24 protein-coding genes are annotated in these 26971 nt (G+C 73.5%); 19 read left to right on the forward strand and 5 right to left on the reverse strand.

The window, feature by feature from the left end; all coding sequences use genetic code 11:
• Positions 1-217 precede the first annotated feature (217 nt).
• The 6 genes from folP to ACN27G_RS33220 all read left to right on the forward strand — a co-directional run bounded on the left by folP (position 218) and on the right by ACN27G_RS33220 (position 4555).
• Positions 218-1069 (forward strand): dihydropteroate synthase, encoded by an 852-nt coding sequence (gene folP, locus ACN27G_RS33195; protein ID WP_421497563.1) that lies wholly within the window; start codon positions 218-220, stop codon positions 1067-1069.
• Positions 1066-1464 carry a dihydroneopterin aldolase gene (folB, locus tag ACN27G_RS33200; RefSeq protein ID WP_421496586.1) on the forward strand — a complete coding sequence of 133 codons (399 nt, stop codon included), beginning with the start codon at positions 1066-1068 and terminating at the stop codon, positions 1462-1464. The genes folP and folB overlap by 4 nt, the downstream gene beginning before the upstream one ends.
• Positions 1465-1468: 4 nt before the next feature.
• Positions 1469-1993, forward strand: coding sequence for a 2-amino-4-hydroxy-6-hydroxymethyldihydropteridine diphosphokinase (gene folK, locus ACN27G_RS33205; RefSeq protein ID WP_421496587.1), 525 nt, complete (start codon positions 1469-1471; stop codon positions 1991-1993).
• A 192-nt stretch (positions 1994-2185) separates the two neighbouring features.
• On the forward strand, positions 2186-2665 hold the full coding sequence (locus tag ACN27G_RS33210) for a DUF3180 domain-containing protein (RefSeq protein WP_421497564.1): 480 nt from the start codon (positions 2186-2188) through the stop codon (positions 2663-2665).
• 182 nt (positions 2666-2847) lie between these two features.
• The gene (locus ACN27G_RS33215; protein WP_421496588.1) at positions 2848-4194 is read left to right on the forward strand and encodes an ABC transporter permease; all 1347 of its coding nucleotides are present in this window, start codon (positions 2848-2850) and stop codon (positions 4192-4194) included.
• A 52-nt stretch (positions 4195-4246) separates the two neighbouring features.
• Positions 4247-4555 carry a hypothetical protein gene (locus ACN27G_RS33220; RefSeq protein WP_421496589.1) on the forward strand — a complete coding sequence of 103 codons (309 nt, stop codon included), beginning with the start codon at positions 4247-4249 and terminating at the stop codon, positions 4553-4555.
• Positions 4556-4698: 143 nt separating this feature from the next.
• On the opposite strand, the gene ACN27G_RS33225 is transcribed toward ACN27G_RS33220, so the two are convergent.
• Complete coding sequence (locus tag ACN27G_RS33225) at positions 4699-7314, reverse strand: beta strand repeat-containing protein (protein ID WP_421496590.1); 2616 nt, start codon at positions 7312-7314, stop codon at positions 4699-4701.
• Between the two features lie 333 nt (positions 7315-7647).
• On the opposite strand from ACN27G_RS33225, the gene ACN27G_RS33230 reads away from it, so the two are divergent.
• Complete coding sequence (locus ACN27G_RS33230) at positions 7648-8139, forward strand: hypothetical protein (RefSeq protein WP_421496591.1); 492 nt, start codon at positions 7648-7650, stop codon at positions 8137-8139.
• A gap of 145 nt (positions 8140-8284) precedes the next feature.
• On the opposite strand, the gene ACN27G_RS33235 is transcribed toward ACN27G_RS33230, so the two are convergent.
• Positions 8285-9346 carry an ABC transporter ATP-binding protein gene (locus ACN27G_RS33235; protein WP_421496592.1) on the reverse strand — a complete coding sequence of 354 codons (1062 nt, stop codon included), beginning with the start codon at positions 9344-9346 and terminating at the stop codon, positions 8285-8287.
• A gap of 2 nt (positions 9347-9348) precedes the next feature.
• Here ACN27G_RS33235 and ACN27G_RS33240 point away from each other — a divergent pair, with 2 nt between their 5' ends.
• The 4 genes from ACN27G_RS33240 (at position 9349) to ACN27G_RS33255 (ending at position 14560) form a co-directional block, all read left to right on the forward strand.
• Positions 9349-10035, forward strand: coding sequence for an ABC transporter permease (locus ACN27G_RS33240; RefSeq protein ID WP_421496593.1), 687 nt, complete (start codon positions 9349-9351; stop codon positions 10033-10035).
• A 1-nt stretch (position 10036) separates the two neighbouring features.
• Positions 10037-10771: an ABC transporter permease gene (locus ACN27G_RS33245; protein ID WP_421496594.1), complete on the forward strand. Its 735-nt coding sequence runs from the start codon at positions 10037-10039 to the stop codon at positions 10769-10771.
• A gap of 244 nt (positions 10772-11015) precedes the next feature.
• Positions 11016-12029, forward strand: coding sequence for a glycine betaine ABC transporter substrate-binding protein (locus ACN27G_RS33250; RefSeq protein WP_421496595.1), 1014 nt, complete (start codon positions 11016-11018; stop codon positions 12027-12029).
• A gap of 158 nt (positions 12030-12187) precedes the next feature.
• The gene (locus tag ACN27G_RS33255) at positions 12188-14560 is read left to right on the forward strand and encodes a hypothetical protein (protein ID WP_421496596.1); all 2373 of its coding nucleotides are present in this window, start codon (positions 12188-12190) and stop codon (positions 14558-14560) included.
• Positions 14561-14647: 87 nt separating this feature from the next.
• On the opposite strand, the gene ACN27G_RS33260 is transcribed toward ACN27G_RS33255, so the two are convergent.
• Both ACN27G_RS33260 and ACN27G_RS33265 read right to left on the reverse strand, forming a co-directional pair.
• Positions 14648-15811, reverse strand: a complete 1164-nt coding sequence (locus ACN27G_RS33260) for an NADH-quinone oxidoreductase subunit D (RefSeq protein WP_421496597.1) — start codon at positions 15809-15811, stop codon at positions 14648-14650.
• Between the two features lie 60 nt (positions 15812-15871).
• Positions 15872-17011: an SAM-dependent methyltransferase gene (locus tag ACN27G_RS33265; protein WP_421496598.1), complete on the reverse strand. Its 1140-nt coding sequence runs from the start codon at positions 17009-17011 to the stop codon at positions 15872-15874.
• 202 nt (positions 17012-17213) lie between these two features.
• On the opposite strand from ACN27G_RS33265, the gene ACN27G_RS33270 reads away from it, so the two are divergent.
• The 7 genes from ACN27G_RS33270 (at position 17214) to ACN27G_RS33300 (ending at position 24534) form a co-directional block, all read left to right on the forward strand.
• Positions 17214-18239 (forward strand): Rossmann-like and DUF2520 domain-containing protein, encoded by a 1026-nt coding sequence (locus ACN27G_RS33270; protein ID WP_421496599.1) that lies wholly within the window; start codon positions 17214-17216, stop codon positions 18237-18239.
• A gap of 69 nt (positions 18240-18308) precedes the next feature.
• On the forward strand, positions 18309-19184 hold the full coding sequence (gene panC, locus ACN27G_RS33275) for a pantoate--beta-alanine ligase (protein ID WP_421496600.1): 876 nt from the start codon (positions 18309-18311) through the stop codon (positions 19182-19184).
• A 96-nt stretch (positions 19185-19280) separates the two neighbouring features.
• Complete coding sequence (gene panD / locus ACN27G_RS33280) at positions 19281-19706, forward strand: aspartate 1-decarboxylase (RefSeq protein WP_421496601.1); 426 nt, start codon at positions 19281-19283, stop codon at positions 19704-19706.
• Between the two features lie 109 nt (positions 19707-19815).
• Positions 19816-20721 carry a septum formation family protein gene (locus ACN27G_RS33285; protein WP_421496602.1) on the forward strand — a complete coding sequence of 302 codons (906 nt, stop codon included), beginning with the start codon at positions 19816-19818 and terminating at the stop codon, positions 20719-20721.
• 129 nt (positions 20722-20850) lie between these two features.
• Complete coding sequence (locus ACN27G_RS33290) at positions 20851-22656, forward strand: L-aspartate oxidase (RefSeq protein ID WP_421496603.1); 1806 nt, start codon at positions 20851-20853, stop codon at positions 22654-22656.
• Positions 22653-23678, forward strand: a complete 1026-nt coding sequence (gene nadC, locus ACN27G_RS33295) for a carboxylating nicotinate-nucleotide diphosphorylase (RefSeq protein ID WP_421497565.1) — start codon at positions 22653-22655, stop codon at positions 23676-23678. Before ACN27G_RS33290 ends, nadC begins: the two co-directional genes overlap by 4 nt.
• 97 nt (positions 23679-23775) lie before the next feature.
• Positions 23776-24534, forward strand: coding sequence for a type III pantothenate kinase (locus ACN27G_RS33300; protein ID WP_421496604.1), 759 nt, complete (start codon positions 23776-23778; stop codon positions 24532-24534).
• A 25-nt stretch (positions 24535-24559) separates the two neighbouring features.
• Here the strand turns inward: ACN27G_RS33300 and ACN27G_RS33305 are convergent, their stop codons facing one another.
• The gene (locus ACN27G_RS33305) at positions 24560-25321 is read right to left on the reverse strand and encodes a class I SAM-dependent methyltransferase (RefSeq protein WP_421496605.1); all 762 of its coding nucleotides are present in this window, start codon (positions 25319-25321) and stop codon (positions 24560-24562) included.
• 143 nt (positions 25322-25464) lie between these two features.
• Between ACN27G_RS33305 and lysS the strand changes: the two genes are divergently transcribed.
• Positions 25465-26919, forward strand: coding sequence for a lysine--tRNA ligase (gene lysS / locus ACN27G_RS33310; protein WP_421497566.1), 1455 nt, complete (start codon positions 25465-25467; stop codon positions 26917-26919).
• The last annotated feature ends 52 nt before the right edge of the window (positions 26920-26971 follow it).

Genomic DNA, 26971 nt, shown 5'->3' on the forward strand with positions numbered 1-26971 from the left:
GTCCCGACCGGCCGGTTTTCACGTGCCCGGCCCGGCCCCGCGCCCGGAGGGAGCGGCGGGTGGCCCAGAGGGGTGGTGGCGGGCTGGGTAACGTCGAGCCGTGAGAGAGCCAGTCCAGGGTCCCGGCACGGTCGGCGGCGCGGCCCCGCCCCGCGGCGATCTGCTCCGCCCGCCGGAACCGGTGGTGGATCTGCTCCGCCCGCCGGAGCCGGTGGTGATGGGCGTTCTCAACGTCACGCCCGACTCCTTCTCCGACGGCGGCCGTTACGCCGACCTTGACGCCGCCGTCCGGCACGGGGTGCAGATGCACGCCGACGGCGCCCACCTCATCGACGTGGGTGGCGAGTCCACCCGGCCCGGTGCCGACCGGGTCGACGAGGCGACCGAGGCCGGGCGGGTGCTGCCGGTCATCCGGGAACTCGCCGCCCGGGGCGTGCCGATGAGCGTCGACACCTACCGGGCCGGCGTCGCGGCCGCCGCGCTCGCGGCCGGCGCCACCGTGGTCAACGACGTCTCCGGCGGCCTGGCCGACCCGGACATGGCCAAGGTCGTCGCCGAGGCGGGCTGCCCGTGGATCCTGATGCACTGGCGCGGCCACGCCAAGCGGATGCAGGACCTGGCCCGCTACACCGACGTGGTCACCGACGTCCGGACCGAGCTGCGCCAGCGGGTCGCCGACGCCCTCGCCGCCGGCGTCCCGGCCGACCGGATCGTCCTCGACCCGGGTCTCGGCTTCGCCAAGCGGGCCGCCGACAACTGGCAGCTCACCGCCAGGCTGCCCGAGCTGCTGGCGCTCGGCTATCCCGTGCTCTTCGCCGCCAGCCGCAAGTCGTACCTGGGTGCGCTGCTGGCCGCTCCGGACGGGACGCCCCGGCCGACCGGCGGGCGTACCGCCGCCACGATCGCCACCAGCGTGCTCGCGGTCGCGACCGGCGCCTGGGGGGTACGGGTGCACGACGTACGGGAGACCGTGGACGCGCTCGCGGTCTGGGTGGCCAGCGGCCGGCCCCGGCTCGCGACGGACCGGCCGGCGATGGAGCGGCCGGCGACGGAACGGACAGCCGGATGACCGGGCCGGGCACCGACCGCATCGTGCTGACCGGGCTGCGGGCGCGCGGCCGGCACGGCGTCCACCCCGACGAGCGGGTTCGGGGGCAGGAGTTCGTCCTGGACGTGGTGCTGGAGCTCGACCTGCGCCCGGCGGGCAGCTCCGACGACGTGGCCGACACCGTCCACTACGGCGAGCTCGCCGACCGGCTGGTCGCGATCGTGACCGGCGAGCCGGTCAACCTGATCGAGACGCTGGCCGAGCGGCTCGCCGCCGCCTGCCTCGCCGATCCACGGGTGCTGGTCACCACGGTCACCGTGCACAAGCCGCAGGCGCCGATCCCGCACGACTTCGCCGACGTGGCGGTGACGGTGACGCGATCCTCCGCTGCGGCGGGCCGCCGGGGCGGGAGGTGACCGCGTGACCCGGGCGGTGCTCTCGCTGGGCAGCAACCTCGGCGACCGGCTGGCACACCTGCGTACGGCGGTGGCCGGGCTGCGGGACGTGCTCCTGGTGGCGTCCGGGGTCTACGAGACGCCACCGTGGGGCGACCCGGACCAGCCGGCGTACCTCAACGCCGTGCTGCTGGTCGAGGACGGCACGGCGGGCCCCCGGGACTGGCTGGTCCGGGCCCGCGCGGCCGAGACGGCGGCCGGGCGGGTCCGCGACCCGGAACGCCGCTTCGGGCCGCGCAGCCTCGACGTCGACGTCGTCGCGGTCTGGACGGCCGAGGGCACGCCGCTGGTCGTCGACGATCCGGAACTGACCCTGCCGCACCCCCGGGCGCACCTGCGGGCGTTCGTGCTCCGGCCGTGGATCGACATCCAGCCGTACGGGCAGCTGCCCGGCCACGGCTGGCTGACCGACCTGCTGACCAGCGAACCGCTCGCCAGCGACGTGCTGGACCTGCGCCCTCGTCCGGATCTACGGATAGAGTCGGATTGACGGTGACCGCGGTGGGCGGCACCGGTCCGGCGGCCGGCGGTATCCGGCGCTGGTCGGGCGGAGGACGGCCCGGTCCGGTCCGGCGGGTTCCGGTGGCGGCGGGCGTGCAGTGACGACGGACGAGCGGAGTGAGGAAGAGTCGTGACCGAGCGGAGACCTCCGACCCGCGGCCCGGCCCCGGAGCGGGGGCGGATGGGCCCGACCAGACCCGCGACCCTGGTGGTGGCCGGCCTGGCCTCGGCGGCCCTGGCCTGGTTGCTGGTGAGCAGCTTCTACAGTCACATCCCCCCGCTGCCCTGGCTACCGACCGTCACCCTGCTCGGGCTCGCTGCGCTGGAGGGGTACGCCGCGGCGAACACCCGGGCCCGGATCGAGCGCAGGCCGGGGCGGGACCCCGTCGATCCGCTGGCGGTGGCCCGGTTCGTCGTGCTGGCCAAGGCGTCGGCGCTGGCCGGGGCGATCTTCGCCGGCTTCTACGCCGGTCTGGTCGCCTGGCTGCTGATCGAGCGGACCCGGGCCGCCGCGAACGACGTACCGGCGGCCAGCGCGGGTCTCGCCGCGTCGCTCGCCCTGATCGGTGCGGCGCTCTGGCTGGAATCTTCCTGCCGGGTGCCCGATCGTGATGACAACACTCCGGAGGGTGACGATCTGGATCGGCCCGACCCGCGCTGAGCGGCCGCGCGCCGAATCGACGCGCACTGGGGGTGACGGCTGGGCGTGCACGCGGGTACGGTGCCTCCGACCGGGCCGGATCCGCCCCGCTCCGCCGGATCGGGCCCACGTCCGACCGCTCCGGTCCCGGCAGCCGCCCCGGGCCGGTGCCGTCCGGCGGGACGAAACAGGAGGCGCGCGAGATGGCGTACGACGATTCGATCTATCGGCGACGGGACCCGGGAACGGACCCGGCCGCCAGTGGTGCGGATCCTCGGTACGGCGGTGACCAGGGATACCGGGACGGCACCGACACCCGTACGTCGTCCAGCCACGTGACCGGCCGGTTCATCGGAAGCGAGCCGACCATGTCCGACGAGTCGGATCCGGTCGGGCCGACCCGGCGCCGGAACGTCTCGCCGGCCACCCTGGAGAACGTCTTCGACGATCCGGCACACGGCGAGCCCGGCCGGGACCGGATCGCCGTGCACCTGCTCTGGGAAGTGGTCCTGCTGGTCGTGGTGGGGGCGCTGCTCTTCCTGACCAACCGGGACTACCCGGATCTGCTGCGCGGGGCGCAGCGGGAGGAGCTGCTCGTCCTCGGTACCGCGATCGGGCTGCTCACCCTCGCGGCCGGGCTGACCCTGCGGGCCGCCGCACCCAACCTCGCGCTGGGCCCGGTCGCGGTCGCGGCGGCGCTGCACTTCGCGGAGAACTCCGACCGTGGTGTCGTGCCGGCGATGCTGCCGGCGCTGGTGGCCGGGCTCGTCGCCGGCCTGGTGATCGCGGTCCTGGTGGTGGGCTTCCACGTGCCGAGCTGGGCGGCCAGCCTCGCGGTCGGACTCGCGGTCATCGTCTTCATCGAGCAGCGGACCGGGCCGGTCGACGTGCAGGGCGAGTACGACCCCACCCGGCACGCGACCTACCTCTTCGGTGGTTTCGCCGCCGTCGCGGTGCTGACCGGCCTCCTCGGCACCGTGAAGACGGTGCGCCGGGCCGTCGGACGGTTCCGGCCGGTGGCCGATCCGGCGCTGCGCCGGGGCGGGGCGGCCGGAGCCGTCGTCACGCTCGCCCTGGCCCTGTCGATGCTCTTCGCGGTCGGGGCCGGGATGCTGCTCGCCGCCGGTGGCCCGGGTCGGGTGGCGCCGACCACCGGCATCGAGTGGACCGGTCTGGCCCTCGGCGCCGCGCTGCTCGCCGGCACCAGTGCCTTCGGGCGGCGGGGCGGGATCGCTGGTGGGCTGCTCGCGGCCACCGCGCTGACCCTCTTCATCCGGTACGCCGACGAGCGGAACCTCGACATCGCACCCACCGCCCTCGCCGCCGTCCTGGTGGCCGCCGGCCTGCTGGTGACCCGGCTCGTCGAGGCGAACGGTCGCCCCCGGTCCTACACCGAGCGGGACCGGGACCGGGACTGGGAGGCGGAGCCGGCGACCACGGCGAGCTGGGACAGTGCCCCGGCACAGCCGCCCGAGCCCTGGACGTCGTCGCTGCCGGGGCAGCCGACCGACCGGTGGGGCGGCGACCGGTGGGACGGAGCCGACCGCTGAGCCGGCCGCGGCCGGTGCCGGTTGCGGTGGTTCGGGCGGTTAGGCTCGGCCCATGACGGAATCGGGTGCCGAGGCGCAGAGCAGTCCCACCTTCGCCGAGCTGGACGCGCTTCCCACGGAGGAGCTGCGAGAGCGGGCCTTCGCGCTGGCCCGCGAACGGCGGGACATCGGCTTCTTCTGGTCGGTGATCCGGCATCTGCCGAACGCGGACGAGGCGGCGGCGCTCGACGGCGCGCCGAACGCGGCCGGGCCGACCGTGGACGAGGCGGTGGCGCTCTGGCGGGAGTTCACCGGCCACGGGTACGACGAGACCGCGCCGCTGCTCCGGGCCGCCTTCATCGACTACCTCCAGAAGCACTGAGCCGTCCAGAAGCACCGAGCCGTCCAGAAGCACCGAGCCGTCCAGAAGCACCGAGCACGCCGTAGGCACTGAGCCCTCCGGCGTGCCGGCGAAGATCACGGGCCCGGGGAGTTGTGCTCCCCGGGCCCGTGTTTCTCCGGTGCTCAGCCGAGGGCCTGATCACCGCGTCGGCGACGGGTGAGCAGCATCAGCAGCGCTCCGGTGACCAGCGCACCGGCGCTGACCTGGAGCAGCCCGCCGAGAGAACTGCCGGTGACCGGAAGGCTCCGGCCGACGTACCGGAACGCGACCGTGTTGGAGACGCCGCCCGGCGTGGCGACGGTGATCGTGGTGTCACCGGCCGGGCAGGGTGGGGTGCGGAAGGTCAACGAGAGACCGTCCGCCGCGACCCTGACCTGGCTGGCCGGGATGGTCCGGCCGCAGATCGTCACCGTGGTCTGGCCCGGTACGAAGCCGGACCCGCCGATGGTCACGTCGGTTCCGCCCGAGGTCGGTCCCTGACCCGGGTCGACCGCGTCGATCACCGGGGCGATCCCCTGGTAGGTGAAGCCGTCCGCCAGCACCGCGTCGGCTCCGGGGAGCAGCACGGTGACGTCCACCGGTCCGGGTGTGCCGGGCGGGGTGGTGACGGTGAGCGAGGTGCCGCTCGGGTCGACCACCAGGTCGGTGCCCGGGTTGCCCCCGAACTGGACTCCGGTGGCGCCGGTGAAGCCGGTGCCGGTGATCGTGACGCGGGTACCGCCGGTGCTCGGTCCGGCCGGCGGCGAGACCGCGGCGATCGTCGGACCGACGTAGGCGAAGTCACCCGCGTCGGCGGTGCCGGCCGGGAAGACCAGCGCCACGTCCGCCGCTCCGGCGGCGTTCGGCGGCGTGACGACGGTGATCGTCGTACCGGCCGGGTCGACCGTGAAGCCGGTGCCCGGGACGCCGTCGAAGGTCACCCCGGTGGCGCCGGTGAAGCCGGTGCCGGTGATGGTGACGGTGGTGCCGCCGGTGGTCGGACCGGAGGTCGGGTCGAGCCCGGTGACGACGGCGTCGCTGCCGTCGGCGAGGTAGGTGTAGTCCAGCGGTGCGGCGGAGCCGCCGGACGTGCTGACCACGACCGCCGCCGGGCCGACCGGGTTGGCCGGGGTGACGGCGGTCAGCGAGGTGCCGTCGGGCGCCACCGTGACACCCGTCGCGGGTACGCCGTCGAAGGTGACCGTGGTGTCACCGGGCACGAATCCGCTGCCGGTGATGGAGACGACCTGGCCGCCGGACTGCGGTCCGGAGTCCGGGGCGATCGCCGAGGCCGTCGGCGCGACGGCCTGGTAGGTGAAGCCGTCCGGCGCGACGGCGTCGGCGCCGGGGATCAGCACGGTGACGTCGACCGGTCCGGGTACGCCGGGCGGGGTGGTGACGGTGAGCGAGGTGCCACTCGGGTCGACCACAAGATCGGTGCCGGGATTGTCGCCGAAGGTGACCCCGGTGGCGCCGGTGAAGCCGGTGCCGGTGATCGTCACACTGGTGCCGCCGGTGTTCGGCCCGGTGTCCGGCACGATCGAGGTGATGGTCGGCGCGATATAGGTGAAGGTCGGCGCGGTGACCCGGCCGGCCGGGAAGACGAGTTCGACCAGGGCCGGACCGGCCGGGTTCGGCGGGGTGACGACGGTGATCGTCGTACCGGCCGGGTCGACCGTGAAGTCGGTGCCGGGCAGTCCGTTGAAGTCCACCCCGGCCGCGCCGGTGAAGCCGGTGCCGGTGATGGTGACGGTGGTGCCGCCGGAGGTGGGGCCGGAGGTGGGGGTCAGCCCGGTGATGACGGCGTCGCTGCCGTCGGCGAGGTAGGTGTAGTCCAGCGGTGCGGCCGATCCGGCGGGCGTGGTGACCACGACCGCGGCCGGTCCGATCGGGTTGGCCGGGGTGACGGCGGTCAGCGAGGTGCCCCCGGGTGCCACGGCGACGCCGGTGGCCGGTACGCCGTCGAAGGTGACCGTGGTCTCGCCGGGCGCGAAGCCGGTGCCGGTGATGGTGACGGTCTGGCCGCCGGACTGCGGTCCGGAGTCCGGGTCGATCGCCGAGGCGGTCGGCGGCGCCGGTGCGGGCGGCCGTTCGCAGGTCGCCTGCGACACGATCACGGTGCCGACCGGGATCGTCACCGGCTGGCCGAGGACGGTGCCGGTCAGGGTGAGCGCGGCCAGTATCGCGGTGGCTGCCGCCCCGTCGGCGGTGGTCGTCTCGGTGCGGGTCAGCGAGGCGTTGAGCGCGGCTCCGAGCAGTCCCGGCACGGTGACGGCGGCGCTGCCGGTGACGGCGGGGCCGTTCGGCAGCAGCGTCACGGTGGTGCCGAACAGTTCCAGGCCGGCGATGGTGGTCTCGGCGCTCTGCGCCCCGACCAGCGGGCAGGTGGCCGAGGCGGTCGCCTCGGCCGTGTCGATGACGTCGATGCCCAGCACCGACAGGTTGAGCCCGCTGACGGCGGCGAACGCCGACGACTCGGTCGCACCCCGGGTGGCGGTGACCTCCTCGACGGTGCCGCTCGCGGTGACCCCGAGGGCGCCGGGCAGGGCGATGGGGATCAGGGTCGAGGTGTCCGTACCGCCGCCGGCCGGGGCGGTCGCGCTGCCGACGGTGGCGTCCGCGCTGATCACCGCCACGCCGGCGACCTCGGCGTCGAGGTCGACCACCAGGCCCCGGGCATTGGCGGAGCCGGGCTGTGCCAGCGCCGGCGCCGGCAGGTTCAGGACGGTGCCGGCGGCGAGCAACGCCACCGACAGCATGGACAATCGTCTCCGAGTGGAAGTCACGTTTCCCCCGTTGTCTACAGGCAAGTCTGGACAGACGGAGCCGCGTGGTCCCGCCTCTCGGGTGAACGAGACAAATCAGGACAGGTTACTCAATAGCTACTAAAAGTCAACGTATCATCGATCGCCGCGCCGACGCCGGGCGTGTCACCGGAGCGGTGCCGGCACGCCGAGATGGCGGCAACGGCGATGAGTCCGGTGAATGGCGCCATTGGGACGCGGAAGGTCTCCAGTGGAGCAACCACGGCGGGTCACCGGAAATCAGACACCGGGTTTCACGGCCGGATTCCGTTGGGAAATAACGGATGCATGGCTCTCACCAACAGGTACAAGACGGCCACGGGTGCGGGCACGCTCGCCGCGCTCGTACTGGTCCTGGTCTTCGGCAGCCCCTGGTATGCCGACTGGGCCCGGGACGAAACCGACCCGGACACCGCGGGTGGCTGGTTCCTCCGGCTGCTCGCCTGGCCGGCCTGGCGTTTCGACTCGGACGACACGATCCAGAACATCATCGCCGCCGACCTCAAGGCGATCCTCGTGGTGGTGCTCACCTGGGTCTTCCTCTTCATGCTCCCCGGCTCGCAACTGGCCCGCGCCAGGGGCACGCTCAGCCAGCTCCTCGCCGGCTGGTCGGCGTACATCTTCGCCGGTGCATTCGCGGCGCTCCTCGCCACGCTGATCGGCAGCAACCCCACACTGCTCGGCGCTTTTCAGGCCGCCGGCAGCGGTGCCGGCTACGGCTTCTTCGTCGGCTGGATCGTCGGCCTCGCCAGTCTCGGCGGCTGGCGCGGCCGGCGCTGAGACGCCCCCCCGGACCCGACCGTGGTGCCGCGGCCCGCTCGCACCGCCCTCCCCGAGGGCCGCGGCACCGCTCGCCGCGCCCGGAGCGACCATCACCCCCTCCCGGGATCGGTCGCTCCGGGCGCGGTGCTCGTGCCGAGGTCCGTCACCCGCCCACCGGGTCGGCCGGATAGTCGATGCTGAGAATCTGGTGCCGGCTGATCGTCCCGACCGGACCGGCCCCCTCGCCGGCCCCCTCGCCGGCCGCCGAGGCCCCGTCGGTCACCAGGGCCTCGTCGGAGTTGGTCCGGAGCAGCAGCGCCAGCGCGTCGTAGAGGGACGACCCGAGCGCCACGGTCGGCAGCCCGGCGGTCGCCCCGGCGTCCGCCGGTAGCGGACGTACCAGGTCCCGGGTGACCGGGGTGACCGCGAGCCGGCGGATCGCCCGGTCGGCGCCGACGAACTCGCGGACGAACGGCGAGGCCGGCTCCCCGAGCAGGGTCGCCGGGCCGGCGTACTGCTCCAGCCTGCCGCCCTGGGAGAGCACCACGATCCGGTCGCCGAGCCGCACCGCCTCGTCCAGGTCGTGGGTGACCAGCACGATCGTCTTGCGCACCTCGGCCTGTAACCGCAGAAACTCCTCCTGGAGCCGGCCGCGCGCGATCGGGTCGACCGCCGAGAACGGCTCGTCCATCAGCAGCAGCACCGGATCGGCCGCCAGCGCCCGGGCCACGCCGACCCGCTGCCGCTGGCCGCCGGAGAGCTCGTGCGGATAGCGCGGGCCGAAGGTCGCCGGATCAAGGCCGACCAGGTCGAGCAGTTCCGCGCCGCGTGCCGAGATCCGGGCCCGGGACCAACCGAGCAGCCGGGGTACGGTGCCGACGTTCGCGCTGATCGTCTGGTGCGGAAAGAGCCCGACGTTCTGGATCACGTAGCCGATCCGTCGCCGGAGCTGCACCGGATCGGCCCGGGTCACGTCCTCGTCGCCGAGGAGGATCCGCCCGGAGGTGGGCTCGATCAATCGGTTGATCATGCGGAGCACGGTGGACTTGCCGCAGCCGGACGGGCCGATCAGCACGACCAGTTCGCCGGCCTTGACCTCGAAACTCAGGTCGCCGACCGCCACCGTGCCGTCGGGATACTGCTTGCGCACCTGGTCGAGCGTGATCGCGGCAGCACCATGGGTGCCGGCGGACCCGCCGGAGCCGGCCTCCGGGGTAACGTCCACGTATGTCCTTCCGGATCATCGACCGGGCCGAGCCGGCCAATCCGTGGTTCTCCTGGGACTATGTGCAGGGCAACTCGGAGACGATTATCGCCGCACTGCGGGAACATGCCTCCCTCACCGCCCAGGCCGTGCTGATCGCCGCCCTGGTCGCGATCCCGCTCGGTGTCCTGGCGTACTGGTTCCGGCCGCTCACCGGGCCGATTCTCGCACTCTCCGGGGTGCTCTACACGATCCCGTCGCTGGCGCTCTTCGCCTTCGTCGCACCCTACCTCGGTACGGGGACGTCGACGGTGCTGCTCGGCCTGGTCATCTACGCCCTGCTGCTGATCGTCCGCAACGTCCTCGCCGGGCTCAACCAGGTGCCGGCGGAGGTACGGGACGCGGCCCAGGGCATGGGGTACGGCCGTTTCGCCCGGCTGCTCCGGATCGACCTGCCGCTGGCCCTGCCCGGCATCGTCACGGGCCTGCGCCTGGCCACCGTCTCCACCGTGGCGCTGGTCACGGTCGGTGTTCTGGTCGGGCACGGCGGCCTCGGGCAGCTCATCCTCGGCGGCTTCCGCAACAACTTCTTCAAGGCCGAGATCATGACCGGGACGCTGCTCTGCGTGCTGCTGGCGCTGGTCCTGGACCTGATCCTCGCCGGGCTGGGCCGGCTGCTCACGCCCTGGACGCGGACCGGGGGTAGCTGAGATGAACCCGATCGAGCAGGCCGTCGTCTGGCTCAACGATCCGCTGAACTGGACCAACCCCGGCGGCGTCCTCGACCGGCTGGTCGAGCACCTCGGCATCTCCGCCGCGGCGGTCGCGCTCGGCTGCCTGGTCGCCTGGCCGCTCGGGCTCTGGCTCGGGCACAGCGGCCGGGGCGGCGGGCTGGTGGTGCTCGTCTCCAACGTGACACTCGCCATCCCCACCATCGCCCTGCTGACCATCCTGCCGCTGACCGCGCTCGGCTTCGGCAAGCCACCGGTGATCATCGCGTTGGCGGTCTTCGCGGTGCCACCGCTGCTGGCGAACGCGTACACCGGGATCCGGCAGGTCGATCCGCAGGTGCGGGACGCGGCGCGGGGGATGGGGCTCTCCGGCGGGCAGTTGCTCCGCCGGGTGGAACTGCCGCTCGCGGTGCCGTACCTGGCCGCCGGGTTCCGGACCGCCGCCGTGCAGGTGGTGGCGACGGCCGCGCTCGCGTCGTTCGTCAACGGTGGCGGCCTCGGCCAGATCATCAGCGCCGGATTCGGGCTGGGCATCTCGGTCGGCGGCGGCCAGATCCTGGCCGGTGGGCTGCTCGTCGCCGTCCTCGCGCTCCTGGTCGAGCTGGTCTTCGCACTGGTGGAGCGGGTGGTCACGCCCCGGCCGCTGCGCCGGAACCGCCGACGGCTGGGCCGGCGGGCCGATCAGCGGGCCGCCGCCGCGATCACCGGTTCCTGAGCCGGCGTCCCGTCCGGTGGCCACGCCATCACTTTGAGTGGTTGAACCTATCTGCCCGGTAGTCGGTCGTGCGAACATCGTGCCCGTTTGCGTGACGATCCGGTGACGAAGTTCTCGGCGGATTGTCGTACCCAACGGGAAGATGTTTCGTGGGTAGTCGCGGGCGGCCGTTCTGACATGTCGCCCGTCGGACACGCGGCCGGCCCACCGGGGCCGCGCCGGGACACAGGAGGCGGGCGTTCTCATGCGCATACGTACACGTCTGGCATTCGGCGCTACCGGCGCCGTCGTCGCGGCCGGCTTTCTCGCCGGCTGCGGCGGCGCCGGGTCGTCCGGCACCCAGGCACCGGCCACCGGGTCGCAGGGCGCCGGGTGCGCGCCGGTTGCCGGGTCGAGCCTGGTGGTGCTGGAAGACGACAAGAAGCTCCAGAACACCGACAACATCATCCCGGCGATCAACAGCAAGGCGGCCCGGCCGCAGCTGGTCGCCGCGCTGGACAAGGTGTCGGACAGCCTCGACACCACGAAGCTGATCAACCTCAACAAGGCGGTCGACGTCGACCGGAAGACCCCGAAGGTGGCGGCCGAGGAGTTCGCCGCCGCCAACAACCTCACCGAGGGGATCCCGACCGGCGGCACCGGCTCGATCACCGTCGGCGCGGCCAACTTCAGCGAGAACCAGACCCTCGGCGAGCTCTACCGGATCGCCCTCACCGCCGCCGGCTACCAGGTCAGGGTCCAGCAGATCGGCAACCGCGAGCTCTACGAGCCGGCGCTGGAGAAGGGCGAGGTCCAGGTCGTCCCGGAGTACGCCGCGACGATGGCCGAATTCCTCAACAACAAGGTGAACGCCAAGGGTGGTGCCACCCCGCCGCCGATCTCCTCGCCCGACCTCAACCAGACGGTGGCGGGGCTCAGGTCGGTCGGTGAGCAGGTGGGCATCACCTTCGGCAAGCCGTCGGCCGCCCAGGACCAGAACGCCTTCGCGGTCACCAAGGAGTTCGCCGAGAAGTACGACGTCCGCACGCTCAGCGACCTGGCGGCGAAGTGCTCCGGTTCGGCGACCGTCCTGGGTGGGCCGCCGGAGTGCCCGCAGCGGCCCAAGTGCCAGGCAGGGCTGGTCGAGGTCTACAACTTCAACGCGGGCCGCTTCGACTCGCTCGACGCCGGTGGACCGCAGACCAAGTCGGCGCTGACCACCGGCGCGATCAGCGTCGGCCTGGTCTTCTCCTCGGACGGCGCGCTCGCCACGAGCTGACGACGGGGCGGCTGCTGCCGGGGCGGGAGGTGTGACGCCCGGGCAGGAGGTCTGACGGGCCGCCACCCGTCGGCATCGCGGATGCAGGGCCGGTCGGCGTCGACCGGCCCTGCATCCGGCATTTCCGTCCCCGGCGACTGTGGGTAGGCTCGGGTGCCATGCCAGCCCGCGAGGCCCCCGAGGAATCCCGCCGCAGGCCGCTGCTGACCGTGCTCTTCTGGGTCGGGGTGGGGCTGGCTCCGCTGGCCGCCCTCCTACTGCTGATCGGGCAGGGCAACGGGCCGCTGCGGATCGCGGCCGTGCTCGCCGTGCTGGCGGTCGTACTCATCGGACTGTCGATCACGTTGCGCGGCGACTCGGAGGGCATCCGGCTGGACATCGAGGAGACCCTGGTCGAGGAACTCGACGACCTGCGCGGAGAGTTGCGCAACGACATCGCCACGGCCGCCCGTGCCACCCACAAGGCGTTCGGCGAGAAGCTGCAGATCGTGCAGGGCGACGTCGAGGCGCTGCGGGGTCAACTCGATGCCGTACGGTCCGGTGCCGCTTCCGCGCCGGCCGCCTCTGGCAGCGTGTCGGCCGCCTCTGGCAGCGTGTCGCCCGCCTCCGGCAGCGCGTCGGTCGGCGCGGCCCCGGCCGGCGGCGCGGCGCCGGTGGCCGGCCAGGCGGGTGCCGCCAGCGTGCCGGCCCATGGCGCGGCAGGCGAACCGGGCCGGAGCGCCTGGGCCCCGGCAGCCGATTCCCCGGCCGCTCGGGCGCGGGACGAGCCGGCCTCGGCGGGATGGACGCCTGCCGCACCGGGGCGCGACACGTCCGGCTCGCGCCCTGACGGCCCTCGCCGAGCCGTCGGCGGGTCGAGACCGTCGCATGCTGCGGATCCGGGCGACACCGGCGAGGTCCGAGCTCGCCCGGGCAGCGGATATCAGCGCGACGGCCACTTCCGCGGTGACCGGGCCGGCGGATATCCCGGTGGCGACCGGGATGGCGCGCATTCCGGCAGCTACGGCCGGGACGACGGCCCAGCCGCCGAGCCTGCCCAGTACGGCGGCCGCGAGTCTGCCCAGTACGGCGGCCGCGAGTCCGGGCGGCACGGCGGCGACTCCGGCCAGTACGGCCGCGAGCCCGGTCAGTACGGCCAGCCGCGGGCGCAGGGCGGACGGTCGCACCGAGGGGGACCGGCCGGGATGCCGGGAAGTCCCGGCGGCGTGCCCGGGCCGCGCCTGGGCCGCGGTGTGGTCCGGCACACCGAGACCGTGCAGGTGACCACGCGGCACACCATCGTCGGCGGTCATGAGGACGACGACCACGGGGCCGGTGCCTACGGCGGCGGCGGTGTCTACGGCGGCGGTACGTACGGCGGAGGCGTCTATGGCGGTGGCGGTGTCTATGGCGCAGCCCAGGGCGGCGGCTATGGGGGTGGCGGGGAGCGTGACGGCTACGGCAGCGGTGACCGAGGTGGCACCTACGGCGGCGAGAGGCGCGGCGGCGACGGCACCGATGACGGTGGTGGCACCTACGGCGGGGGGCACCACAGCGGCGGCGCTACCTACGGCGGCGGCAGCGGCGGCGAGGGCTACGGCGGCGGTACCTACGGCGGCGGCAGCAGCGAGGGCTACGGCGGCGAGGGCTACGGCGGCGAGGGCTACGGCGGCGAGGGCTACGGCGGCGAGGGCTACGGCGGCGAGGGCTACGGCGGCGGTACCTACGGCGGCAGCAGCAGCGAAGGCTACGGCGGCGAGAACTACGGCGGCGGTACCTACGGGGGCGGTACCTACGGGGGCGGCGGCAGCTACGGCGGCGGGCCCGAACGGGACGGCAGGGACGGCCGGGACGGCGGGCGTGCCGGTCAGGAGCGGCGACCGACGCCGGACGGGCAGGCCGGCGATCCTGCCGACGGCGAGCGGGAGGGGTGGCGATTCGGCGGTGCCGGCTGGCGTGGTCGCCTGACAGAGCCGGAACGGGACCTGGGGACCGGCGATCCGGAAGACGACTCGTACTGGGCCGAACTGCGGGCCGGCGACAGTTGGACCTCCGTGCGAACCGACGACCGCGGCCGGGAGGTCCGGATGGGCGAGCGGCGGGCTTCGATGCGGGCCGACGACTCCGGTACGGAGTTGCGGGTCGAGGACCGCTGGGCTTCGGCGGTGCGCCGGGAAGGGCCGGGACCGGACGAGGAACGGCGCGCCGGTCGCCAGTGGTCGGAGCCGCGCGACGACGACCGGGCGTCCCCGGGGCGCCCCGGCTCTTCCGGCTGGTCCGATGAGGACGGCGCCCGGCGTGGCGGTCGCGATGACCCGGGTGAGGACCGCGGTTGGGGCCGTACCCGCGCAGCCGGGGCCCTGCCGGCCGGCGGGGTGGAGCCGCCGGCCGCCTGGAGGCCGCCCCACCAGGAGCCGGAACCCGAGCCGACCCGGCGGGGGCGGCGGCACCGGGACGACGAGGAGTACGGCTACCCGCCGCTGGACGAGGCACCCCGGGCCGGCGGCACCCGACGATCGGAGCAGGGCTACGACAACGGCGGCTGGCGCTGAGGAGGGCGGGCCGAGGAGGTGTTCCCGGCCTGCCGACCACGCGTTTCCGTGCCTCCGGCCACGACGCGCGGTTGCCCTGTCCGAACACTACTTGTCGATGTCGCCGACCACGAAGAACATCGAACCCAGGATCGCGATCAGGTCCGGCACCAGGCAGCCGGGTAACAGCGTGGCCAGCGCCTGCACGTTGGCGTACGAGGCGGTCCGCAGTTTCATCCGCCACGGCGTCTTGTCGCCACGGGACACCAGGTAGTAGCCGTTGATGCCGAGCGGGTTCTCGGTCCAGGCGTAGGTGTGCCCCTCGGGGGCCTTCAGCACCTTGGGCAGGCGCACGTTCACCGGACCGCCGATCCGGTCGACCTGTTCCAGGCAGCGCTCCGCGAGCTCGAGTGAGGCGTACACCTGGTCGAGCATGACCTCGAACCGGGAGTGACAGTCGCCGGCGGTCCGGGTGACCACGGGCACCTCCAGCGACCCGTACGCCAGGTAGGGCTCGTCGCGCCGCAGGTCGAGGTCGAGCCCGGAGGCGCGGGCGACCGGGCCGGAGGCGCCGAAGGCGGCGGCCTCGGCGGCGGAGAGCACGCCGACGCCGACCGTACGGGCCAGGAAGATGTCGTTGCGCCGGATCAGGTTGTCCAGGTCGGGGAGGTGGCGACGCACCTGCCCGATCGCTTCCCGGGCCCGCCGGGTCCAGCCGGCCGGCACCTCCTCCTTCAACCCGCCGACCCGGTTGAACATGTAGTGGATCCGCCCGCCGGAGACCTCCTCCATGACGGCCTGGAGGGTTTCGCGTTCCCGGAAGGCGTAGAACATCGGCGTGATGGCGCCGATCTCCAGCGGGTACGAGCCGAGGAACATCAGGTGGTTGAGCACCCGGTTGAGCTCGGCCAGCGCGGTGCGCAGCCACACCGCCCGCTCCGGCACCTCCATTCCCATCAGCCGCTCGACGGCCAGCACCACGCCGAGTTCGTTGGAAAAGGCCGAGAGCCAGTCGTGCCGGTTGGCCAGCACGATGATCTGCCGGTAGTCGCGTACCTCGAAGAGCTTCTCCGCACCCCGGTGCATGTAGCCGACGATCGGCTCGCAGGAGATCACCTGCTCGCCGTCGAGCACGAGCTTGAGCCGGAGTACGCCATGGGTCGACGGATGCTGCGGTCCGATGTTAAGCACCATGTCGGCGGTGTCGAGGCCCGCCCCGGTGCCGACGGTCAGCTCCCGCAGCGCCCCGGTGTCGGCAGTCATGCCCGACATCGTGCCACGCTTCGCCGGACGGCCACGGGGCGAAGCGGACCAGAGCGGAGGAGCCCTGGGTCAGGAGGAGCCTTCTCCGGGGCCGGCGAGCGGCCCGAGGTCGAGGTCGGTGCCGACCGGTTGGAGCAGCCACCAGTGGCCGCCGAGACCGGCCGGATCGGTCAGTTCGGCGGCCGTGGACGCCCTGGCCAGCGCCCGGACGTAGCCGCCCGGATCGGTGGTGGCCAGCGTCAGGGCGGGGCGTCGTCCGTCCGCACCGAGCGCACGAAGCGCCCTGCGCTGGTCGACCAGCGTGTACGGCAGGCCGGCGACCGCCGTACCGGCGGCGGCCACCGCGTCCATCGCGACGTGGGCGGTCAGGTCGCAACTGCCGTCCGGCACCGGCTCGACCTGGCGGCCGGCGCGAAAGCCGGTGAGCGTCCCCGAGCGGGGCCGTTCCTCCCGCAGGTGCCCGTAGTCCACGGCCAGCGCCAGCCCTCGGTGCACGCTGCGCACCGCCGCGGCCCAGGCGGTGTCCCGGGGAAGCCCGATCTCGGCCCGACCGGCAACCGGCCGCTCCGCCGCCCCCACCCCGTCCGACGGTTCGGTCGCTGTCGGTTCGGTCGTCGTCGGCTCGGCGGGTCGCTCCGTCCTACTCGACCCCGGAGGCCGATCGGATTCCGGAGGCCGATTCGACTCCGGAGGCCACCACCGGGCCAGCCACTCCGACTCCGCCGGGTCCAGCGGCGTGCCCGCCGACTCGGCGCCGCTGACCGGGTCGACGAGGATCCGCCGCCAGCCGCCGGGGCCGCACTCCGCCACGTCCAGCGGTACGTTGTCCAGCCACTCGGTGGCGACCAGTAACCCGACGACCCGCTCCGGCAGGTCGGCACGCCAGCCGACGGTGGCCGGCACCGATTCGGGGCGGGGGGCCAGCTCGACCGCGGTCAGCCGGAGCCGGGTGGCCAGTTCCGGCGGCGCGAGCCGGGCCAGCGTGCCGAGCAGTTCGCCCCGGCCGGCGCCGACGTCCACCACGTCCAGCGGGTCGGGCCGGCCCAGCGCGGCGTCGAGCCGCTCCAGCAGCCGCAGCACGGCGGCTGCGAGCACCGGCACGGCGTGGGCGCTGGTCCGGAAGTGTGCGGCCGGCCCGGCGCCGCTGACGAAGAACCCCCGGTCACCATAGAGTGCGTCGCTCATCGCGGCTCGCCATCCGATCGGCACCGGCCCAGGTTATGCGCCCTGCACCCCAGCGCCGGAAACCACCGCCGGACCGGTCGTCGCGTGCCAGCCGGACCGGCCCGGGCATCGTCTGAGGGGTGTCGGGCAGGCGGTGAAGGTTTTCACAACCCCTTGGTCCTGAGCTGGCCGGACGGCGCATACTTGCGATCGACCGGTACCACTTATCGAGGACTGGATCATCGCCATGAGCGCTTCCGCGCGCCCGCGTACCGCCGCTTCCGGCGGGTCGGCCACCGCGGCCGCCGACGGGTCGGCCGGGCTTCCGGCCGCCGTCCGGGGTCGTGAGACGGCCGGTCAGGGCCAGCCGCATCCCGTGATCCCCCGCCGGCTCACCATCGGCGTGATCGGTGCCGGCCGGGTGGGCGGCGTGCTCGGCGCCGCACTGGGCCGCGCCGGACACCGGGTGGTCGCCGCCGCAGGGGTCTCGACCGCCGCCCGGGACCGGATCGACCGGCTCCTGCCGGATACCGCCGTACGCCCCGCCGACGAGGTGGCCCGGGCCGCCACCGATTTGCTGCTGGTCGCCGTACCGGACGACTCGCTGGCCGGGGTCGTCGCCGGGCTGGCCCGGACCGGTGCGCTCCGGCCGGGGCAGGTGGTGGCGCACACCTCGGGCGCGCACGGGCTGGACGTCCTCGCCCCGGCAGTGCGGGCCGGTGCCCGCCCACTGGCACTGCACCCGGCGATGACCTTCACCGGTACCGCCGAGGACCTGCACCGGCTCCCCGGCATCTCCTACGGGGTGACCGCGCCGGAGTCGCTGCGGCCGTTCGCCGTCCGGCTCGTCGCCGACCTCGGCGGGGTACCCGAGTGGGTGGCGGAAGGAGACCGCCCGCTCTACCACGCGGCTCTCGCGCACGGCGCGAACCATCTCGTCACGCTGGTCAACGAGGCGGCGGACCTGCTCCGCGACGCCGGGGTGGACCAGCCGGAGAAGCTGCTCGGGCCGCTGCTCCGGGCCGCCCTGGACAACGCGCTGCGGCTCGGTGACGCGGCGCTGACCGGGCCGGTCTCCCGGGGCGACGCCGGTACGATCGCCCGGCACCTGGACCGGCTGGCGCAGACCGCCCCGGATTCGGTGCCCGGCTATCTGGCGCTGGCCCGCCGCGCCGCCGACCGGGCGATCGCGGCCGGACGACTCCGGCCGGTCGACGCCGAGTCGCTGCTCGGCGTGCTGGCCGACCGCGACCGGAAGGTCGCTGCCGCATGACCGGCCGGGGACACCGGATGGCCCGCCCGGCGGGTCGCCGCTCGTGACCGGCCGGAGGAGGGAGCGGAGATGACCACGGTGTTGCGTACCCGGGCGGAACTGGCGGCCACCCTGGGACCGCTGCCGGGGCGGCTGGCGGTGGTGATGACCATGGGCGCCCTGCACGCGGGGCACGAGGCGCTGCTGCGCGCGGCCCGCGAGCGGGCTGACGTCGTACTCGCGACGATCTTCGTGAATCCGCTCCAGTTCGGCCCGAACGAGGACTTCGACCGCTACCCCCGGACGTTGGACGCGGATCTGGCGATCTGCCGCGCGGCCGGAGTGGACGCGGTCTTCGCGCCGTCCCGCGAGGAACTGTATCCGGGCGGCGAGCCGACCGTCCGGGTGACCGGTGGCGACCTCGGCGAGGAGTTGGAGGGAGCCAGCCGGCCGGGCTTCTTCACCGGGGTGCTGACGGTGGTGCTGAAGCTGCTCAACCTGCTCCGGCCGGACGTCGCGATCTTCGGGGAGAAGGACTACCAGCAGCTCACTCTGGTCCGCCGGATGGTCCGTGACCTGGAGCTGGACGTCGAGATCGCCGGTGTGCCCACGGTGCGCGAGCCGGACGGGCTGGCGCTCTCCAGCCGCAACCGCTACCTCTCGACCGAGGAGCGGGCCGCCGCGCTGCGGCTCTCGGCGGCGCTGTGGGCAGGCGCGGCCGCCGCCGAGGCCGGCCGGGGGGCCGACGGAGCGCTCGCCGCCGCCCACCGGGCCTTCGGCGAGGGTACGACCGGCGCCAAGCTGGACTACCTGGTGCTGACCGATCCGGAGCTGGGCCCGGCACCGGTCACCGGGCCGGCCCGGATGCTGGTGGCCGCCTGGGTCGGCGGCACCCGACTCATCGACAACGTGCCGGTCGAGCTGGCGCCGGTTTCCGTGGCGGTCGCCACCCCGCCAAGCGGCTGACCCCGACCGCCGTGCCGAGCACCGACCGCCGAGCCGACAGCCGACAGCCGTGCCGACCGCCGACCGCCCCAGACCCCTGCACCACGGAGGACGCAGATGTTCCGCACCATGCTCAAGTCGAAGATCCACCGGGCCACGGTGACCCAGGCCGACCTGCACTACGTCGGCTCGGTGACCGTCGACGCCGACCTGCTGGACGCCGCCGACCTGCTCCCGGGCGAGCAGGTCGCGATCGTGGACATCACCAACGGGGCGCGGCTGGAGACGTACGTGATCCCGGGTGAGCGGGCCAGCGGCGTGGTCGGCATCAACGGCGCCGCCGCGCACCTGGTGCATCCGGGCGACCTGGTCATCCTCATCTCGTACGCCCAGCTCGACGACGCCGAGGCGCGGGCGTACCGGCCACGGATCGTGCACGTCGACGCGGAGAACCGGATCGTCGAGCTGGGCGCCGACCCGGCCGCGGCGGCGCCCGGGATGGTCGGTGACCCGGTCCGGGGAGACCTCCTGGCCACCGGCTGATCCGACCCCGCGCCGACCCGCCCAGTGGATGATCTCTCCGTCCGGATGCCCGCGCCGGTTAACGTAAAGTGCAGCCATCCGGACCGTTGGTCGCCCTGGGGAGGACGTGATGCGCCGTTGGATGAGCGCCCTGGCGGTGACCGGGGCAGTCGTGCTCGGTGCCACCGGCTGCGCGCCGCCGGGTGGCACGGACGGCGACCTCACCAACGACTGGGCCCCGCTCGGCGAGCCGGCGGTCTTCACCCCGGCGGCCGAGACCTGCCATTCGGCGGACTTCTCCGAGACCGTCTACCTCTCGTCGTACCTGCCGGTCGACTGCGCCACCAACCATCGACTGGAGACCGTCCACGTGGGCACCTTCGCCGGGGCGGCAGGCGAGCTGGAGGCGCCGCCGAAGCCGGGCTCGGCCCAGTTCGGCACCGCGTACGCGGAGTGCGACGACCGGGCGCGCGGCTTCCTCGGCGCGGACTGGCGGACCGGCCGGCTCTGGCTGGGGGTGGCGCTGCCCGCGCCGATCGGCTGGACCGCCGGGGCCCGCTGGTTCCGCTGCGACCTGACCGAGCTCGCCAACGTCGAGGAGGACGGTGACGCGGTCGGCCGGACCGCGACCCTCAAGGGCGCGCTGCGCGAGGCCGGTCCGCTGCACCTGGGCTGTTACCGCACGACGCTGACCCGGAACCGCACCGTCGACCGGATGACCTCGGTGGAGTGCTCGGCCCGGCACAACGCCGAGTTCGCCGGGGTGTGGCGGGCACCGGCGACGCTCAAGTATCCGACGGCGGACCGGGACTGGCAGACCTTCTACGACGGCTGCTACACCGTCGCCGCCCGCTACGTCGGGGTGTCGCAGAGCACCGTCCGGTTCCGCACCGGCGTCGTGGTGCTGCCGGGCGGGCCGGACGACTGGACCTCGGGCAACCGGGGAGTCCGGTGCTACCTGTGGATCTCCGACCGCACCTTCACCCGTTCGCTCAAGGGCGCCGGCCCCGCCGGCCTCCCGATCCGGACAGGGTGAAAGGAAGGGCCCCCGCTTATCGCTTTTTGTATAAGAAGGGCCCCCTCCTCACGCGGCGGGAGAGCGTCGTAGGCCACTTCTCACGGCCCCGGGCACGCCGGGGCCGGGGATCCGCGGTTGACTGGAATGATGCAGTTTCCGACCGTCGACCTGCCGGTGGTACCCCGGATGCTGGCCGCCCCGGCGCCCGGTTGGGTGGAGACGACGGACGTGATCGTCGTCGGGTCGGGCATCGCCGGGCTCACCGCCGCACTGCACCTGCGCGAGGCGGGGCTGCACGTGACCGTGGTGACCAAGGTCAACATCGACGACGGCTCCACCCGGTGGGCGCAGGGCGGGATCGCGGCCGTACTCGATCCGCTGGACACCCCCGCGGCGCACGCGACAGACACCGAGCTCGCCGGGGTCGGGCTCTGTGACCCGGCCGCCGTCCGGGTCCTGGTGGAGGAGGGGCCGACCCGGCTGCGTGAACTGATCCGTGTCGGTGCCGAGTTCGACCGCCACCCGGACGGCTCGCTCATGCTGGGTCGGGAGGGCGGGCACCGCGCCGACCGGATCGTGCACGCCGGTGGCGACGCGACCGGGGCCGAGGTGCAGCGGGCACTGCACGCCGCGGTCCGCCGTGACCCGTGGATCCGGCTGGTCGAGCACGCGCTCGTCCTCGACCTGCTCCGGGCTCCGGACGGCGGCTCGGCCGGCGCCGGGCGGGCCTGCGGGGTCACCCTGCACGTACTCGGCGAGGGCAGCGAGGACGGCGTCGGCGCGATCCTGGCCCGGGCGGTGGTGCTGGCCACCGGCGGCATGGGGCAGATCTTCGCCGCCACCACCAATCCGGCGGTCTCGACCGGGGACGGTGTCGCGCTCGCGATGCGGGCCGGTGCCGCCGTGACCGACCTGGAGTTCGTCCAGTTCCACCCGACCGCCCTGCTGGCGCCCGCCGCCCCGGCGGTCGATGGTGCCGCCCCGGAGGTGGAGGGTGCCGCCCCGGAGGTGGAGGGTGCCGCCCCGGAGGTGGATGGTGCCGGCCCGGAGGTGGATGGTGCCGGCCCGGAGGTGGATGGTGCCGGCCTGGACCTGGCGGTGCAGCGGCCGTTGGTCACCGAGGCGTTGCGCGGCGAGGGAGCTTACCTGGTCGACGGCGACGGGAAGCGGTTCATGGTCGGCCAGCACGAGCTCGCCGAGCTGGCTCCCCGGGACGTGGTGGCCAAGGGCATCCACCGGGTGCTGCTGGCCACCGGTGCCGACCACGTCCATCTGGACGCCCGGCACCTCGGCCGGGATCATCTTGCCCGCCGTTTCCCCACCATCGTCGCGTCCTGCCTGGCGGCCGGCATCGACCCGGCGGTGGAGCCGATCCCGGTCGCGCCGGCCGCGCACTACGCCTCCGGCGGAGTCCGCACCGACCTGCACGGCCGCACCTCCATCCCGGGCCTGTACGCCTGCGGCGAGGTCGCCTGCACCGGCGTGCACGGCGCCAACCGGCTGGCCAGCAACTCGCTGCTGGAGGGACTGGTCTTCGCCCGCCGGATCGCCCAGGACATCGCCCGGGACCTGCCGGCCCAGGTCGAGCCGGCACCGACCGGAGCCTGGCGGGGCGGTGGCGCGACGGTGGACCCGGCGGTGCGGCCGAGCCTGGCCCGGGTGATGACCCGGGGAGCAGGGGTGCTGCGCTCCGCCGGCTCGCTGCGGGCGACCGCGGCCGATCTGGTGGCGCTCGGCGCGAGCCGGGGCGCGCCGCGTACCGCGAGCTGGGAGGCGACCAACCTGGTCACGGTGGCGGCGGCGCTGGTCGGTGCCGCGTACGCCCGGCAGGAGACCCGGGGCTGTCATTGGCGCGAGGATTACTCGGAATCGCGCGACGATTGGCTCGGGCACCTGGTCGGGTCGATCGGTCCGGCGGGCACCCTCGAACAGGACTGGGAGGCACTGTGCTGACACTTCGTACCACGCAGGCGCTGCGGGCCGCCGGCCTGGATCCGGTGGTGGTGGAACGCATCGTCCGGGGGGCGTTGGACGAGGACCTGGGGCCGCAGGGGCAGGATGTGACAAGTGTGGCGACGGTGCCGGCCGAGCAGGTCGACACCGCCGAGCTGGTGGCCCGGGGCGACGGGGTGGTGGCCGGGCTGGCAGTGGCGGCAGCCGTCTTCGAGCTGGCGGCCGGGGCGACCGGCTCCGAGGTGGCGACCGGCTCCGAGGTGGCGACCGGCTCCGAGGTGGCGACCGGCTCCGAGGTGGCGACCGGCTCCGAGGTGGCGACCGGCTCCGAGGTGGCCGCTGCGGTGGTGGCCGCCGGGGTGGACGTCCGGGTGCTTCCGCTGGCGGAGGAGGGTGCCGAGGTCAGGAAGGGGGACGTGCTGGCCACGGTGACCGGGCCGACCCGCGGGCTGCTCACCGCCGAGCGGACGGCGCTGAACCTGCTCTGCCGGATGTCCGGGGTCGCCACGCACACCCGGGCCTGGGTGGCGGAGCTGGCCGGCAGCAAGGCGACCGTGCTGGACACCCGGAAGACCACCCCTGGGCTGCGCCCGCTGGAGAAGTACGCCGTCCGGGTCGGCGGCGGCGCCAACAAGCGCCTCGGGCTCTACGACGTCGCGATGATCAAGGACAACCACAAGCTGGCTGCCGGCGGCATCGGTCCGGCGTACCGGCGGGTCCGGGAGGCGTTCCCGGAGGTGCCGATCCAGGTCGAGGTGACCACGGTGGCCGAGGCGCTGGAGGCGGTGGAGGTCGGTGCCGACTTCCTGCTCTGCGACAACATGTCCCCGGAACTGCTGGCCGAGGTGGTGGCGGCGGTGGGTGACCGGGCCGAACTGGAGGCGACCGGTGGGCTGACCCTGGAGACCGCCGCCGGGTACGCGGCGACCGGCGTCGACTACCTGTCGGTTGGGGCGCTGACGCACTCCTCGCCTATCTTGGACATCGCACTCGACCTCCGCTCGTCGGACGCGCGGCGGTAGCACCACACGCACCACTGCATGACGCGCACCACTGCATGACGCGCACCACAGGCACCACAGGCACCACCCCCACGACCTCGGGCGCCGGGACTGACGAATGCTGCTCTGTATCGACATCGGTAACACCAACACCGTGCTGGCGACCTTCGAGGGCGAAAAGCTGGTGCACTCCTGGCGGATCAAGACCGACGCCCGCTCCACCGCCGACGAGCTCGGTCTCAAGCTGCGCGGCCTGCTGGCCGGCGACGCGGTGGAGATCACCGGGGTGGCCGCCTGCTCGACCGTGCCGGCGGCGCTGCGCTCGCTGCGTACGATGCTGGCCCGCTACTACGGCGACATCCCGAACCTGATCGTCGAGCCCGGCGTGAAGACCGGCGTGCAGCTGGCGATCGACAACCCCAAGGAGGTCGGCGCCGACCGGGTGGTGAACACGCTGGCCGCGTACACCCTCTACGGCGGGCCGTCGATCGTTGTCGACTTCGGCACCACCACCAACTTCGACGTGATCAGCGGCCGGGGCGAGTTCCTCGGCGGGGCGTTCGCGCCCGGCATCGAGATCTCCTTCGACGCCCTGGCCGCCCGAGCGGCGCAGTTGCGCAAGGTGGAGCCGGCGGTTCCCCGCTCGGTGATCGGCAAGAACACCGTGGAGTGCCTCCAGGCCGGGATGTATTTCGGCTTCGCCGGCCAGGTGGACCGGATCGTCGAGCGGATGGCCGGGGAGCTGGGCGAGCTGCGGGCGGTCATCGCCACGGGCGGGCTGGCACCGCTGGTGATCGGCGAGTGTCGCACGATCACCCATCACGAGCCGATGATCACTCTGATCGGGCTGCGGATGGTCTACGACCGTAACAGGTGACCGGCCGGGAGTGGCGGCGAGCCGATCACCGCCGGGCGGTTCGGCGCCGCCGGGCCCGGAAGACGAGGGTCCGGTACGGCAGGTCGAAGTTTTCCCGGCCGGCCAGCTCCGGATGGCTGGCGGTCAGCTCCCGGATGGCCCCGTCCACCCGCCGCTGCCGCCGGGGCGCGGCCGTCAGGTAGTACGAGCGGGTGCTGATCATCCCGACCAGTTCCTCCGGGGTGAGCCGCAGGGCGTGCCGGAACTCGCCCCGCTCGACCGGCGCGAAGTCCGGGCCGTACCCGTCGACCCCCGGGCCGTCGTCCCGGGCACCCCGCCCGCCGAGCAGGTCGACGGTGATCGCGGTGAGCGCGGCCACCCAGGGGACCGACTCGTCCCGCTGGTTGAAGATCGCCGCGTACGTCCCGCCGGGGCGGAGCAGCCGGGCTCCCTCGGCGTGCGCGACGGGCTGGTCGAACCAGTGGTACGCCTGCCCGGCGACGACCGCCTCCGCCGAGCCGTCCGGCAGCGGCACCCGCTCGGCAGCCCCGTCCAGGGCCAGCTCGCCGGGGGTGACGGCGTCGAGCCTGACCCGCATCCCCGGATCGGGCTCGACCGGTCGCACCTGGTAGCCGAGGCCGAGCAGCACCCGGGTGAGGATCCCGGTGCCGGCGCCCAGGTCGACGACCCGGGCCGGGACCGGCCGGCCGACCGCCCAGCGCACCGCCGGTTCCGGATAGCTCGGCCGGTACCGGTCGTACCGGTCGGCCGCCGCGCCGAAGGAGAGCGCATGGGCCTGATCGTCCATGCCCGAAGGTTATCCAGTGCCCCGACGTCCCGGCGCTTGAGTACGCTCGGTGCCGAACTCCGCCGACCCGATCTCCGAGGAAGCATGCCGTGAGCCAGCAGATCCCGAACCCGACCGATCCCGTGGACGACCTTCCCCAGCAGATGCGGGTCCGGCGGGAGAAGCGGGAGCGCATGCTCGCCGAGGGCGTCGAACCGTACCGGACGGGTTATCCGCGCACCGCCACGCTGGCCGAGATCCGGGCCCGCTACGCGGCGCTGGCGACGGACACCGCGAGTGGTGATTCCGCGTCGGTCACCGGCCGGGTGATCTTCATCCGAAACACCGGCAAGCTCTGTTTCGCCACCCTTCGGGACGGCGACGGCACCGAACTGCAGGCGATGCTCTCGCTCGACCGGGTCGGCGCGGATCGGCTGGACGCCTGGAAGCGCCTGGTCGACCTCGGCGACCACGTCGGGGTCACCGGTGAGGTGATTACCAGCCGGCGGGGGGAGCTTTCCGTGCTCGCCGATTCCTGGGAGCTGACCGCGAAGGCGCTCCGTCCGCTGCCCGTGGCGCACAAGCCGCTTAGCGAGGAGGCCCGGGTCCGGCAGCGTTATGTCGACCTGATCGTGCGCCCCCGGGCCCGCGAGATGGTACGCACCCGGGCGGCGACGCTGCGTAGTCTGCGTGATTCACTGCACGAGCGGAGTTTCATCGAAGTTGAAACCCCCATGCTGCAAGCGCTGCCGGGCGGGGCCACGGCCAGGCCATTCGTGACGCACAGCAATGCGCTAGACACGGATCTGTATCTGCGAATCGCCCCCGAGCTTTTTCTCAAGCGGGCGGTGGTCGGCGGCATCGACCGGGTGTTCGAGATCAACCGTAACTTCCGTAATGAAGGGGTCGACTCTTCGCACTCGCCCGAGTTCGCCATGCTTGAGGCATACGAAGCGTACGGTGACTATGACACTATGGCGACCCTCGTCCGCGAGCTGGTGCAGGGCGCGGCGCTCGCGGTCGCCGGATCGCACGTGGTGCGGCATGCCGACGGCACCGAGTTCGACCTCGGTGGTCAGTGGCGTTCGGTGACCCTCTACGGCAGCCTTTCCGAGGCGCTCGGCGAGGAGGTGACGGTCCGGACCGGCATGGCCGACCTGCTGGGCTACGCCGAAAAGGTCGGCCTGGCGGTGGATCCGAAGTGGGGTCCGGGCAAGCTCGCCGAGGAGCTTTTCGAGGAACTGGTCGTCCCGTCGTTGCGGCAACCGACCTTCGTCCGGGACTACCCGGAAGAGACCAGCCCGCTGGTCCGGGCACACCCCGACGAGCCGGGCCTCACCGCGAAATGGGACCTCTACGTGCTCGGTTTCGAGCTCGGCACCGGCTACACCGAGCTGGTCGACCCGGTGGTCCAGCGGGAGCGGCTGGTCGCCCAGGCCCAGCGTTCGGCCAAGGGCGACGACGAGGCGATGCGGCTCGACGAGGACTTCCTGCGGGCCATGGAGTACGGAATGCCGCCGCTCGGGGGCACCGGAATGGGAATCGACCGGCTCCTGATGGCCCTCACGGGCCTCGGAATTCGGGAAACCATCCTCTTCCCGATGGTCCGCCCGGAGTAGTTGGCGCCGCCGGCCTCGCGTAGTTTCGCCATCCTATTGACGGAGCAAGCAT

The organism is Plantactinospora sp. WMMB334 (assembly GCF_049179095.1).
Classification (GTDB): domain Bacteria; phylum Actinomycetota; class Actinomycetes; order Mycobacteriales; family Micromonosporaceae; genus Plantactinospora.